This is a genomic window from Flagellimonas lutimaris (genome assembly GCF_051494225.1).
Lineage (GTDB): Bacteria > Bacteroidota > Bacteroidia > Flavobacteriales > Flavobacteriaceae > Flagellimonas > Flagellimonas lutimaris_A.
In genome coordinates this window covers 141646-155492 of sequence record NZ_JBNPYE010000010.1, presented here as the reverse complement: position 1 = coordinate 155492, position 13847 = coordinate 141646, and the positions used below count along the sequence as shown (strand labels likewise).

11 protein-coding genes are annotated in these 13847 nt (G+C 39.0%); 8 read left to right on the top strand and 3 right to left on the bottom strand.

Features of this window, described 5'->3' with window-relative positions; genetic code table 11:
- The 8 genes from ACQQ5U_RS16805 to ACQQ5U_RS16770 all read left to right on the top strand — a co-directional run.
- Positions 1-1721 (top strand): T9SS type B sorting domain-containing protein (locus ACQQ5U_RS16805; protein WP_437399315.1); only part of this gene is annotated, 1721 nt, incomplete at its 5' end.
- Between the two features lie 11 nt (positions 1722-1732).
- Complete coding sequence (locus ACQQ5U_RS16800; RefSeq protein ID WP_437399313.1) at positions 1733-2680, top strand: PorP/SprF family type IX secretion system membrane protein; 948 nt, start codon at positions 1733-1735, stop codon at positions 2678-2680.
- Positions 2681-2703: 23 nt separating this feature from the next.
- Positions 2704-3717 carry a dienelactone hydrolase family protein gene (locus ACQQ5U_RS16795; RefSeq protein WP_437399312.1) on the top strand — a complete coding sequence of 338 codons (1014 nt, stop codon included), beginning with the start codon at positions 2704-2706 and terminating at the stop codon, positions 3715-3717.
- Positions 3718-3926: 209 nt separating this feature from the next.
- Positions 3927-4298, top strand: a complete 372-nt coding sequence (locus ACQQ5U_RS16790) for a hypothetical protein (RefSeq protein ID WP_437399310.1) — start codon at positions 3927-3929, stop codon at positions 4296-4298.
- Positions 4299-4598: 300 nt separating this feature from the next.
- On the top strand, positions 4599-5261 hold the full coding sequence (locus tag ACQQ5U_RS16785) for a hypothetical protein (protein ID WP_437399309.1): 663 nt from the start codon (positions 4599-4601) through the stop codon (positions 5259-5261).
- Positions 5262-6171: 910 nt separating this feature from the next.
- The gene (locus ACQQ5U_RS16780; protein WP_437399308.1) at positions 6172-7626 is read left to right on the top strand and encodes a histidine kinase; all 1455 of its coding nucleotides are present in this window, start codon (positions 6172-6174) and stop codon (positions 7624-7626) included.
- Positions 7626-7952: a hypothetical protein gene (locus ACQQ5U_RS16775; protein WP_437399306.1), complete on the top strand. Its 327-nt coding sequence runs from the start codon at positions 7626-7628 to the stop codon at positions 7950-7952. The genes ACQQ5U_RS16780 and ACQQ5U_RS16775 overlap by 1 nt, the downstream gene beginning before the upstream one ends.
- Positions 7953-7962: 10 nt before the next feature.
- The gene (locus ACQQ5U_RS16770) at positions 7963-8715 is read left to right on the top strand and encodes a LytR/AlgR family response regulator transcription factor (protein WP_437399305.1); all 753 of its coding nucleotides are present in this window, start codon (positions 7963-7965) and stop codon (positions 8713-8715) included.
- Between the two features lie 7 nt (positions 8716-8722).
- Here the strand turns inward: ACQQ5U_RS16770 and ACQQ5U_RS16765 are convergent, their stop codons facing one another.
- From ACQQ5U_RS16765 to ACQQ5U_RS16755, 3 genes are all read right to left on the bottom strand, one after another.
- Positions 8723-9304 (bottom strand): precorrin-2 dehydrogenase/sirohydrochlorin ferrochelatase family protein, encoded by a 582-nt coding sequence (locus tag ACQQ5U_RS16765; RefSeq protein WP_437399303.1) that lies wholly within the window; start codon positions 9302-9304, stop codon positions 8723-8725.
- 78 nt (positions 9305-9382) lie between these two features.
- Positions 9383-10300 (bottom strand): PorP/SprF family type IX secretion system membrane protein, encoded by a 918-nt coding sequence (locus ACQQ5U_RS16760; RefSeq protein ID WP_437399301.1) that lies wholly within the window; start codon positions 10298-10300, stop codon positions 9383-9385.
- Between the two features lie 26 nt (positions 10301-10326).
- Positions 10327-13665, bottom strand: coding sequence for a gliding motility-associated C-terminal domain-containing protein (locus tag ACQQ5U_RS16755; protein WP_437399299.1), 3339 nt, complete (start codon positions 13663-13665; stop codon positions 10327-10329).
- Between the last annotated feature and the right edge of the window lie 182 nt (positions 13666-13847).

Below are 13847 nucleotides of genomic sequence, written 5' to 3'. Positions count from 1 at the left end.
TGCCCGTGGGCTACGAGGTGGACAGCACCATGACCGTCTACGTCTACAACGAGACGGGCACCACACCGAACTGCTCCGCGGAGAGCAACTTCACCGTGACCATCAACGACACACCTTTGGTGGACGCACCGGCGGACGTCACCGCATGTGACTCCTACATCCTGCCCGCACTCACGGACGGCAACTATTTCGACGCCCCCAAAGGAGGGGGCAACGCCCTGTCCGCAGGGGACGCCATAACAACGACCACCACCCTGTACGCCTACAACGAGACGGGCACCACACCGAACTGCTCCGCCGAGAGCAACTTCACCGTGACGATTGTAAATGCTCCAAATGCAGGCACAGACGCCAACCTGACCATCTGTGAGGGGACCATAGTCACCGAAGCACAGCTTTTCGCTCAGCTCAACGGAACGCCCGAGGTCGGGGGAACCTGGAGCCCGGCATTCGCAGGGGCGGGAGTCTATACCTATACCGTCGCGGCAACGGCACCGTGCACGACCGACGCAACAGCTACTGTAACCGTCACGGAACAAGATCCGCCTACCGTTGATTCATTATCCAATGTTGAAGTTTGTGGACAATATGTCCTACCTACGCTTACCAATGGTACCTATTTTACCGGAAGTGGGGGAACTGGAACAGTATTATTTGCCAATGACACCATAACAAATTCTCAAACCATATTTATTTATAATCCGAGTACAGGTATTTGCCCAAGTGCAGAATCTAGTTTTACCGTTACCGTAACTGGATTCGATATAACTACAACAGTTCAAAATGAAACTTGTTGGGAAAGTATGGATGGATCTGTGAATGTTGTTGCCGCAACTTTGGAGTTACCACTAACAGTTCAATTGAATTCAATGGCCCCAAATTTATTTACCGACAACAACTTTAACATTGATGGTTTGGCACCCGGAAATTATATAATTAATATAACCGATAACAGTGGTTGTCAATCAACAGCTGAGTTTAATATCCAACCAGGCGGCCCTAATCTTGGAGCAACCATTGAACCCATATATTCCTGTGAGGATGGTATGCCAACCAATTCAATTTTGGTAACATTGGCTGACCCTTCCATTGAACAAGAGGTGCTTTATGCCCTTGATTCCACTAATCCAAATGATTTTGTTTTCAATTCAGAATTCAAAAACATTGGTGCTGGAAGCCATTCGCTATCGATTATGCACAATAATGGTTGTTTGATCGAAATCCCTTTCAGCATGGATGAAATTGAACCAGTTGGTTTGTCCTTATCAAGTGATTATGCCAATCAAATAACTGCAAATGCCTATGGAGGAATCGCTCCATACACATACTATTTTGACAATGGCCCGGGAACTGACTCAAACACCTATACCATTGAAAGAAGCGGAACATTTGAAGTAACAGTTGTGGATAGTAAAGGATGTGAATCCCACGGATCCATCACCATGAACTTTGTGGACATTTCCATACCTGATTTTTTTACCCCAAACAATGATGGACAAAATGATTATTGGAAGCCAAGGAACCTTGAATTGTTCCCAGATGCTGAAACATTCATTTTTGACAGATATGGACGTAAAATCAAAATATTGGGGAAAATGGACAATGGATGGGATGGAACATACGAATCCAAACCATTACCATCTGGTGATTATTGGTACATCGTAAAATTAAACGATAGTACTTCACGTGAGTTTGTTGGTCATTTCACCTTATACAGATAAATATTTGATTGATGAAAAGAGTGCTTATTAGTTTGATAATATTGATAAATGTGAGCTTGGCCAAAGGTCAAGAACTGACCATACCCCAGCTTTCCCAATATCTATCGGACAACCCCTTTATTATGTCTCCAACATATGCTGGAATCGGGGATTTTGTCAAAGTACGCATGAACGGGTTAACACAGTGGGTAGGTGTTAAGGACGCTCCTGACACCCAATCCTTGTCCGCCGATGTACGTTTGGGCAATAGATCAGGTATTGGAATGGTCCTTTATAACGATTCGAATGGAGAAACCAAACAGAGAGGTGGAAAGGTTTCATTTGCGCACCATTTGACCATTGACAAATATGATGAGCAATATTTTTCCTTTGCCATTGCTTTCAGCCTCAACCAATTTAGGATCGATATTGAAAACTTTGATCCCAACGGTGATTTGGGGATAGAGAATGACCGAGCCTCCAACAATCCAAACTTTGACCTTGGAACTTTATATCGCAACGGTAGTTTTTATTTAAGTCTGAACGTTGGTAATATTTTGAACAAGGACTTTAAGGATTTCAACCCAATTTTTGAACCTAACAAATTGAGAAATTATGCTGTATATGCTGGCTATCAATATAAAAAACACAGAAAGGACGATTTTGAAATAGAGCCCTCTGTCTTCTTTCAATATTTTGAAAATGATGGTCGCTCGATAACAGATATCAATACCAAATTTAAATGGTATGATATGGTAGATTACTATTATGCCGGCTTCACGTATCGGTTTTTAAACGATCAGTTTGGAACTCCTTTATATGTCGCTCCTGTAATAGGCCTCAAAAAGGGAGATTTTTACTTTGGATACTCCTATCAGGTGATCATGAACGAAATATTGGGCTATTCTAGCGGTACGCATATAATTACGCTAGGGATTGACCTTTTTCAAGGAATTTCAAATTGTACATGCACCTACTAAATTCTAATTAATACTATAAGATTATGAAATTATTCCCGAACACATCCGAAAACTTAAAATTGCTAGGCATTTTATGTCTTTGTGCAATACAATTATCCTGTAGCAATGATGAAAACAATTTTCCATTTGGAAATGATGTAAAGGAGGTTATGATTACGACCTCAACCAAGGATACGATTGTCAACGTTCTAGTTGACAACTTTCGAATACCTGTTTACTTATCCATACCAGATGGTTGTTCAAATTCTAATTTTCCCGCTGTAGTTGTACTACATGGATCTGGCGGTATGTGGAAAAATGACGACCCCCAAGCTGGGATTCTTTCATCCCAATACAATGAGTGGAGAAGTCTCCTAGCAGAAAATTGTATGGTTTCTGCCTTTGTTGATAGTTACTCTGGGAGAGGGGTAACCGAAAGAACTGGAAAATGGACCACTGCTCCCGGTAATTTTAAAATCAGTTCCCAATTTGTGCGCCCTGGAGATGCCAATGCCGCCTTGGAACTTTTAAGAAAAATGAAGTACAGCGATGGAACTTCGGTAATTAGGCCTACGGATATTGGGCTCTTGGGTTTCTCCGATGGAGCAACGGCACTAATGTCCACACTCTACGATACAAATGCCGCACTTAGCGGTTGGGAATGGTCCCAAAGCTTCGACGGTAAAGATTACGATGGAGCTTCCGGTGTAATGTCTCCAATACAGAAGCCTGAGCAAGGCTTTGCCGGTGGTGTTTTTTATTATGGTGGATCATCCGGATATGGATATTGGGGGACAAATCCTTGCAAAGAAAATGCATTGGAAGAAAACATTTACTTCCCATATGCCCCAATTCTTTATCAAATACCAGAAGATGGATATTTAACGGAGAATACTCTTTGTATGTACTCGTTACTGCAGCAAAAAGGGGCAGATGTCCAGCTCAATCTTTATCAAAATGCAGGTCATGGATTTGATACTGATGGTTCCAACCAAAGCATTGATGCAAGGACCAGCACAATCGATTGGTTTAAAAACCTACTTAATATGAATCAATAAAAGGGAAAGCACCAATATTCAGTTGCCTTCAACCTCAATATCCCAACCTCCTTTGATGCTAATAATTACATGTTCAACATATGTTGGCATCCAATCGAGTCAATTTTGAACCAAACTCGATAGTAGTACAAAATCATCCTCAAGAAAATTTAATAAAAATGACCCTAGGGTTAAAAAAGAGAATCAGAACACCTGAAAAATTAATGATTATGAAAGATAACTTTCTTGAAAATTGGATTTTGGATTTGGTCAAATCCGAATATGAATTTGGAAAAATACCCAAACATGCGACCTATAAGCTTAGGGAAAGGATGGATGATTTTATTGAAGTAACCATTGAATGGATGGACACAGACAACAATAGTTACAAAGTTGTATATCATGCTAGAGCTTACGGCAAAAAGAAAGTAAATAGTAGTCTTGAAATTGCCAAAGACCCCATCTTTGAACTTGAAAACTACTATACCCTTGAAATTCATACCTATATAAATCACATAAAAAGAAATTACAGTACTAGAAAAATCGCAAACTACGATGTATTAGGTGTTATTGGCCAATTGGAAAAAACCAAGGACACATAAGAAAAATAGCCCGGTTTGTTCAATCTTTCCGTTTCTGTAAGCAAAATGGAATATGATTTTAATGGATTCGGTCCGCTTTTATAAGGGTTAACTCATTTTATGCATCCATTTGATTGACTTTTACATGGTTACATCTACAATAAAGTGCATTTCATCCAAAAAAACAGACGTTTAATCGATTCATTTTCATCCGTCAACTGGGAAGGCCCATCCGTCCATTAACCGGCTCAGAGTTGGATTTTTCTTTGTTATTTGAGGCATGATTCAAGGTTCCCGGATTTATAATCAAAAAAAATAATTATGCATTTGCTAACCATTATTTGGACATTGATATGTGCGGCGGTAATAATTGGCTATCCCCTTTATCTTTTAAACAAATCAGCTTCTTCAGTAAAAAGTCGTAAAGAGTTGTCCCGGACAATGACACTCAATACTGTTGAACTTTTATCATTTGACATAAGAGAGCAATTACCTGGTTGGTCTTTTACATTGGATGTCCCCCAAATTACTGAAGAAACACTTCGTGAAAATCCAATACTATTTTATTTGGAATCGGATAAATCCTGCCTTAAACTACCTTTTAACAATGCAACGATGGGATATACGGTAAACGTATATAAAAATATAGGCAAGGTATATGTGACGTTCAAATCAATAAAAGATGGGGTATCCAACTTTTATGTTCCAAATTGGCACCTAAAAAAAATCAAGATTTTAATTATTAAATCAAAGGACAAAAGAATCTGTGGGGATTGGAGTGTTACGTCCAACAAATCTCCGATACGTAAAAACTTAAGTAAAGCAGGGATAAACATTAATGATTACGAAGATGTTCTTGGCTATTTTAGCAATATAGCTTCAATAGATTTTAAAGGTCATTTTATTGCTAAAATGCCAAAAAAGAGAACTCTCGTCAAATCTTCAGCCCCACAAAAAGATCATGAACTATATCATACGGCATAAACAATATTGTTCAATTTTTTTTGTGTTCTCCAATGTGAATGTAAAATGGGACTTTCCCGTAATAGGAGTCCCATTTTCCCTCAATCAAAGTTTAAGTTGACATAAATAAACCCAAAATGACTATTCATAAACCCAAAACCTATCTACGTCAAATCACCTAAAAGTTTTAATACAAAGCATTGTAGATTTAACCAATGATCATTTGAATACTGGGCTGCACCATGGACAGATTGTTCTTGTCTTCGGTTCTGGCGATGAAGACCGTGCGGCCCAAAACTTATAAATGTATATCTGACAAAACTCACCATTAGTAATTTCTTCAGCTGAAAGCAAGTATGGGGTTATGCTGCGCAACAGTTATAATAGAAAAGAAAATGGTGAGTTATTTTTTGGTTTCAAAATAATTGATAAACCCATTTTTTGTAAATTTAAGATAATGGGATATCTGTTTTGAGACTGTGGTTTATCCTTCCCCCAAAAAGAAACTTAATTTAATTATGATGAAAATGGCATTTCATCATCATGTGAAGTAACCAAAAAATATTTAGAAGACCTGGATAGGGTTTTGTTCAATCAACTATTTAAACTATGATAAAAACTCCAATACTTATTACCCTCAGCCCGTAAATAAGCTGAGTCCGTATCCATCCAGTAAAACAAATATATTAAAAATAATCCAATTCTCTATGTTTTGAAGGAAAAATCTTTTAAAATATTCAATCAAACCTTTTTATTAAACTACCCCTCTTAAATGCTTCAGTCGACAAATCATGAATTTCCATCCAATGAAAGTCTCATTCTTCCTTTGTGGATTTTTATATTACAAAAGTCGATTTTAACTTCTTCCAAAAGCCCAGTCTTCAACCAAAAAAATAAGGTTGTGGTTTTGGTGTTCTTTATTTGCGCCTTCATGGTTCAACAAACATGTGTATCGGCCCAAACCATTTTATTGGACCGTAAAACAAATGAAATTACCGCCGAATACTTAAAAGATATCGACAACAATTTGACGATTGATGATATATTGAATGACAATTATGGATTCCAGCCGATAGCGGACAGCTCCATAGATGACCTTGATGCCTCCTATTGGATTCGCCTCGATTTTCAAAACGAAATCAATACCTTGGAAACACAACAACTTTGGAGGTTACGAACGTTACATTTTTCAGAAGCCATACTATTCTATCAACACAATGGTGCCATTGAGCAAAAAGCATTTGGAAAATTCAATAGTCCAGAGAGAAGGCTTTCTTTTAAGTATAGCAATGGTGTTGCTTTCAACACATCCGATTTAATAGAAAACCGTTATTTGTACTTAAAGATAAAAGCTCATTTAACTCCAAAGGGGGTAGAATTTAGCTATACACCAAATGATTCCAATCGTTTTTTCACCCACTACTACACTTCCTCCGACTTAAAGGTCATTTCCTTACATCAGGTTTTCTTGGGGGCCTGCCTGATTTTCTTTCTAACCTTTCTTGTTATTTACTTCAAGGTTCTAAAGCTCGAGTTCTTGTTCTATTCCCTTTATGTTCTTTGTTTGGGAATCTATTTAGGAGGCTTTTATATTTCTGTATCGCTTCCCGATACAAAATTTGGTTATTGGCTCATAGTTGTTTCGCAGGTCGCTATCAATATATTTTATGTTCTGTTTGCCATACATTATTTGGAAACCAAAAAAAATTATCCGGGGCTACATACGCTGCTCGTGTTGATCATTCCAATTCTTCTTGCTGTAATTCTATCAGACTTTATTGCTTTTCGATTGGATAAGTACTCGGTAAAACTTTATATCCTAAATTTTCAAAGGTTCCTAATGACCTTGTTCGGCCTATTGTCCATGCTTTACTTATTGTTCAGGGCAAAAGATAAACTTGCCTATTTTATTGTTATCGGTTCTTTTAGTTATATGGCCGGTGCTTTGGGGCTTTTGTTTACCAACAACCAATATTTAATGATTGTTGGAGGAGTGGTTGAAATCCTACTATTTTCTTGGGGTTTGGCATATAAGATCAAGAGAGAGTACGAAGCCAAATTGACACTTCAACAAGAAGTCTCCCTAAAAGAAATAAGTGCCTTACAATCACAAATGAACCCGCATTTTATATTTAATTCCCTCAACTCCATCCAACATTTAATAATCCAGAACGATAAAGTATCCGCCTTAAATTATCTATCAAAATTTGCAAAAATAACCAGGAATGTACTCGAGAGCTCACATATGGCCATGGTTCCCCTTACCGAGGAAATAAATCTTTTAAAATCCTATCTTGAATTGGAATCTTTGAGGTTCGACAATTCTTTTGATTACACTATAGAAATAGACAAAACCTTGATATTGAACATATTGAAATTCCCTTGATGCTAATACAGCCTTTTGTGGAAAATGCCCTTATCCACGGTTTGATCGGTAAAAAAGCTGGCGAAAAAAAATTGAATCTACGATTTTTAAACAATGGAGATCATTATGTAATAGAAATCGAAGACAATGGAATTGGAAGACACCATAAAATACATAAGCTTAGGAACAAAAAGGAAAAATCGCACGGTATTAGAATCACCGAAAAAAGATTGAAAATGATCGAAGAAAACAATCAAAACAAAAATTCCGTTGTGATAGTGGACAAGTACGATTCGAATAGCCAACCCAATGGAACCAAAGTAATAGTAAAAATATATAACCCCTAAAAACAACCCTATGATTTTAAAAGCAGTTATTATCGAAGATGAAAAACATAGCAGGGAAACCCTAAAATCTATGTTGGAGGAATTTTGCAAGGATGTACAAGTAATTGCAATGGCCGGCTCTGTGGACGAAGCGGTAAAAGTTCTATCCATTTACAGCCCCGATATTGTATTTCTGGACATCGAATTACAATCCGGTGTAGGGTTTGATGTTCTCAACCAAATTAAGGACCCTAATTTTGAAGTTATTTTTACTACGGCATTCGAAAAATATGCCATCAAAGCCATAAAATTCAGTTCCCTCGATTACCTACTCAAACCAATTGATCTAGATGAATTACAAGACGCTGTAGAAAAAGCTAGAACCCGAATGGATACCAACGTGTACAGGGAGCAATTGGACACCTTAATGCAAAGTATATCCAAGGGTAGCACCAGACCGGAAAAAATTTGTTTGGCCACTACCGCTGGAATGGAATTTATAGCTATTGACGATATTATAGCCTGTAAAGCCGATGGTTCCTATACTAGTTTTATTCTTGAGAACAATGACACACTTTTGGTGAGCAAACACTTAAAAGAATATGAAAACCTTCTTTCTGAACATCAATTTATGCGAATTCACAACAGCTATGTCATCAACCTAAAAAAGGTTAAAAAGTATATTAAGTCCGAAGGAGGCTACCTTATAATGAACAATGATATGCAGGTCAATATTTCACCCAGAAAAAAGGATAATTTGATAGAGGCCATGAAACGATTGTAAAAACTGTTCAATCTTTTTTGTTTACCAAACCTTTGGTAAACTCGTTCAAGGTTTCCACCTTTTGCTCAAAATCGCCTTTCAAGGTTTTGCGGTATTCGTTCAGGTTGTTCACAAGGTCATCTATATTTTCAGGAATTACATCCTCAAAAAACTGACGCAATCTTTTTGCCGTGGTAGGGGATTTTCCGTTGGTAGAGATGGCAACCTTCACATTGCCCTTGGTCACAATTCCTCCCATATAAAAATCGCAGAACGGCGGGTTGTCCGCCACATTCACCAATTTGTTCAAACTTCTACAATCGTGGTATACCTGCTCGTTCACTTCAGGTTTATCCGTGCATGCCACCACCAAATGTTTTCCCTTCAAATATTTCTTCGAATACACATCCTTGGTAATTTCCACATTGTGCTTTTCTGCCAGTTCCATGGTATCGGACAAAAATTCGGGAGCTATCATTTGAACTTGGGCGTTGGGACTTGATTTTAGTAGAAAAGTCAATTTTTCCAATCCAACATTCCCTCCTCCGACAATCAATATATTCAGGTTTGAAACTTTTAAAAAAACGGGGTATAGTTCATTCCTCTCCATAGCGCATCAATTTTAATAGCATGTTTACCAGTGCAAAGTTAAAGATAAAGACTATTTACAATCGAACAGTATGGCTATCTAAAATGTAGGTGCTTCCTTTTGTTTTTGGGAAGATTTAAACTCATACCTAACAAATAATTCATGAGACCCTCCCGTGTAGCTTGCCAAATTGGATGTAGTGAGGTCATAAGCATATCCTGCGCTTAAATTTGGATTGATTTGCATTCCCAACAAGGTAGAGAAAGAATCATCCCAGCGGTAAGCCAGACCAAAAGTAAAGGTTTCCCGAAGCATTGCATTCACCGAAACATCGGCGATGATCGGAGCACCGGGTACCCATTTAACAAAGAATGCAGGTTTCAATTTTACATCCGGGGTCAAATCCACCACTTTCCCACCAATAAAATAGTAGTGTAATCGCTCTGTGGCTATTTCTTGTTCTCCCCCATCATAATGTTCTTGAGAGATAAAATTAGGTATGGCAAACCCCAAATACCCTTTTCCGGAATCGTAATATATTCCTGCTCCAATGGTTGGGAAAAATTTGCTCTTAATATTATTTTGAAAGGCCATATCGGCGTCCTCGGTAAGTCCTTTGGAGAAATCCACATCAAAAATGCGTCCGCCCAGCTTCATCCCAAAAGAAAGTTTTCTGTTGGCACTATCCAACTGAATGGTGTAAGAGACATTTCCATCCACAGCTATTTCTGAAGAAGGCCCCAACGCATCACGGGATATTATCCCACCTATACCAAGTTTATTTTCCAAAGGCGAGTCTACCGCCAACATTTGAGTATTTGGTGCCCCATTTACCCCTACCCATTGGGAACGATGTAACAACAGAGCGGTAAGATATCCATTAGACCCTGCATAGGCAGGATTCACACTCATAGTATTGTACATATATTGGGTAAATTGAGGGTCTTGCTGTGCATATATAGAAATTGAGCTCAGGGTAATGAGCAACAAGCTAATTTGCTTAAATCCCTTTTTCATATGTCTTGTTGAAACCACTCCCATACTTATCTGTTTATGTACAACCAATCTGTTCGTGGTTCGGACCCATCTCCCAAATTCAACACATAGTAATAAGTACCCTCGGGAAGCTGGTCTTCGGGTTGAACAATGGCACGCCCATTGGATGTACCGTCCCAATCATTTTTATAGGATTTGGTCTGGAATACGATATTTCCCCATCTGTTAAACACTTGTATCGTATTGTTCGGGTAACGAGATAAACAATCAATCTTAAAATAATCGTTGACCCCATCGCCATTGGGTGAAAATTCATTGTACACCACTAAACAACCGGGCTCAATAAAAGCCTCTGCGCTATTGTTACTTTCATTCGTGTCCCATTGATCCACATAGGCCAAACTTGCCACATTGAGGTAATCCTCAATATCCAGAACCTCAACAGTTAGAAACAATGTTGCGGTTTCGGAAACTGGCAAGGACTCAATTTCCCAAAAAGAACTTTCCGAATCATATGTACCAGCAGTTGTTTCTGAGCCGACGTAACGATAACCCGATGGTAATTGCTCTTCAATTCCAAGATGGGTCGCATTATCTAAACCTTGATTGGTCACGGTTATTTCAAAAACAACTTCGTCGCCAATATTGGGCATAGTATTGTCCACATTCTTTGTGATGGACAAATCTGTTGTTTGAGGTACTACAAAAGCACTTGCTTCGTCGTCGTCTTCAATACCGTCCGCAAAATCATCCTCTCCAAATCCCATTGATGGATCACTATCCGCGTCAGGATATAAACTTGAAGAAATGAAAGCAATATTCAGATATTCGTCTTCGGTTCCTGTTGGCGCATTGACATTGGCCAAAATTTCCAGACTCTCTGTATCCTGACTTAAAATTGCTCTATTTACCATCCAAAGTCCGCTGTCAGAATCATAAATCCCAGCGGTTGATGTATGAGACGCATAAGTATATCCTGAAGGTAAAAGGTCGGTAATCTCAACGTTTCTGGCATCGGAAGGACCATTATTGGATACACTCACCACAAATCGAACCACATCTCCCACATTGGGATTAGCATTGTCCACTGTTTTGGTAAGTGATAAATCATTTAAACCATCAGGGACAGGAATCACCGTGTCTTGATCATCTTCTGAACCCAGATTATTGTTCGGAGAAGAATCCGGATCATAAGTGTCCAGTGCAATCAGCTCGGCTGTATTTTTATATTCTCCACTGGCAAGGACTATTGCCCTAATCTCCAAGGATTCGATAGACCCATTGGGGATAGATGTTATATCCCATGAACCTGCAATTTCATCATAGCTTCCTGATGTTGCAGTAGCGGACACAAATGTGTATCCATTTTCAAGTTTATCTTCAATAATCAATCCTGAAGCATCGTTGGGTCCGTCATTGTCCACCACGATAGTAAAAACAACCTCATCCCCTACCTCGGGATTCATATCGTTTACCGTTTTGGATATCGAAATATCGGTTATATACCTTGGGGTGATCAATTGTTCGTCTTGGTCATCTTCTGAAAGTATATTATTATCCGGTGTGGAATCAGCATCGAAAAAAACGGCATCCACCACTTTTGTAATTGCGGTATAATCTCCAGAAGGATTTACTTCGGCCACAATATGCAAGACTATTTGTGTTTCCAGAGCTAAACTTCCCACATCCCAACGTCCATTGGATGGATTGAACGATCCGCTCGAATCATCTGAAATATATGTAAAACCATCGGGCAGTATATTTTTGACCTCAACACCCAGAGCATCACTTGGGCCTTCGTTGGCCAAAATGATCGTAAACGTAATTTGATCACCTACATCTGGTGATGAATTGTCCACACTTATATCCAGATTCAAGTCTGCAGATGGGACAGGTGTAGTTCCGGCACTATCTTGGTCATTTTCAAAAACATTGTTATTGTTCGGTATGGAATTGGGATCCAATAGGTCAGAAGCGTAAACTTCGGTTACATTAAAATAATCCCCGGTATTATTAACCATGGCCACAATGGTCAATGTTTCCGTATTCCCATCTACCAAAGTCCCATTTAACCCCCACATTCCTGAAAATGCGTTATAACTTCCTGCTGTGACCCCATGGGAAACATAGGTATATCCATCGGGCAATAAATCCATTACCTCTACTCCGGTAGCATTGCTGGGTCCTAAATTGGTAATATTGATGGTAAAAATTACCTCTTGTCCCACATATGGACTCAGAACATTTACAGATTTTCGTAGTAGCAAATCGGCAACTGGAATTGGAATAGGCTCAATGGTCTGCTGGTCATCTTCCGATTCGTTATTGTTGTTCGGAGTTGAATCTACATCTTCTTCTGCAACATTGGACAATTCGGCCGTATTAGTATAATTTCCTGTCGGTAAAACCACTACGGTTACGTCCAAGGTCTCAGAATCTCCATTGGCCAAATTACCAACCACCCATGACCCATTGTTTGCATTATACGTACCTATTGAAGGTGAAGCATTGATCAGTTGATAGCCTGATGCCAGAACATCGGTAACCACTATGTTTGTAGCATCACTGGGGCCATCATTTTGAACTATAATGGTAAACGTTATCTCCTGACCTACCTCTGGGATAAGTTCATCCACAGTTTTGGTTACGGAAATATCCACCAAAGGTTCCGGAGTTACTGAAACACCGTCTTGGTCATCTTCACCAGGCGCATCGTTATTTGGAGTTGAATCAATATCCGTTTGATCATGACCAGTAATTTCTGCCACATTATCATAATCACCCGAGGCATTTACCTTAGCAAGGATTTCCAGACTAATGGAACTTCCGTTGGTCAAGGTACCAATATTCCATATTCCTGTCACTTCATCATAGGTACCTCCTCCATTATCCGTCACATAGCTATAACCCGAAGGCAAAAGGTCTGTCACTTCTACCGAAGTGGCATCGCTTGGGCCATCGTTAAATACGGTTAGGGTAAACCGGACATTATCACTCACCAATGGTGGCGATTTATCAATTTCCTTTGTCAAGGATAAATCAATGCCTTCAATGGTGACCTCAGTGGTATCTGAAGCTGTATCGCAAGAAACATCGGAAACAGTCCATTCAAAAGTATAAGTCCCAAAAGTCGCATTTAAAACCTGGGTATTGGGGTCGGTGGCATCATCAAAAGTTACCAAATTTGGACCAGATACCTGAGCCCAAGTTCCTGTTTCTACAGTTAAATTTGCATTTAAAAAAACATTGGTAGTCTGATCAAAAGTTTGATCTATACCAGCATCAACCGCACAATCTTGAGCATAGGTTTCCTGGGATGAGGCGAACACAAAAAAAACTGCCAATAAAAAACACCTCGGATTTAGGGCGGATTGGGGTAGGTTCATAGTTTAGTTGATGAGGTTGTTCTTACGTAGTAAGACTTACCCAAACATATCAAGAACGTGGCAAAAATGGGAAGTTATGTTGTATGGCGGGGTGCTTTTGTTGTGAAACCATAAATAACTGATGAAAGAAACATATCGAATTTATCGTTTATTGAATCTTTTTATCAAGCAAGAAAAAAAAT

Bases quoted from the DNA above. Each gene is read 5' to 3' on its own strand.
- ACQQ5U_RS16755 (WP_437399299.1), bottom strand. From the start codon at position 13,665: ATGAACCTACCCCAATCCGCCCTAAATCCGAGGTGTTTTTTATTGGCA.
- ACQQ5U_RS16800 (WP_437399313.1), top strand. From the start codon at position 1,733: ATGAAAAGAGTGCTTATTAGTTTGATAATATTGATAAATGTGAGCTTG.
- ACQQ5U_RS16760 (WP_437399301.1), bottom strand. From the start codon at position 10,300: ATGAAAAAGGGATTTAAGCAAATTAGCTTGTTGCTCATTACCCTGAGC.
- ACQQ5U_RS16780 (WP_437399308.1), top strand. From the start codon at position 6,172: ATGGTTCAACAAACATGTGTATCGGCCCAAACCATTTTATTGGACCGT.
- ACQQ5U_RS16770 (WP_437399305.1), top strand. From the start codon at position 7,963: ATGATTTTAAAAGCAGTTATTATCGAAGATGAAAAACATAGCAGGGAA.
- ACQQ5U_RS16785 (WP_437399309.1), top strand. From the start codon at position 4,599: ATGCATTTGCTAACCATTATTTGGACATTGATATGTGCGGCGGTAATA.
- ACQQ5U_RS16790 (WP_437399310.1), top strand. From the start codon at position 3,927: ATGAAAGATAACTTTCTTGAAAATTGGATTTTGGATTTGGTCAAATCC.
- ACQQ5U_RS16775 (WP_437399306.1), top strand. From the start codon at position 7,626: ATGCTAATACAGCCTTTTGTGGAAAATGCCCTTATCCACGGTTTGATC.
- ACQQ5U_RS16765 (WP_437399303.1), bottom strand. From the start codon at position 9,304: ATGGAGAGGAATGAACTATACCCCGTTTTTTTAAAAGTTTCAAACCTG.
- ACQQ5U_RS16795 (WP_437399312.1), top strand. From the start codon at position 2,704: ATGAAATTATTCCCGAACACATCCGAAAACTTAAAATTGCTAGGCATT.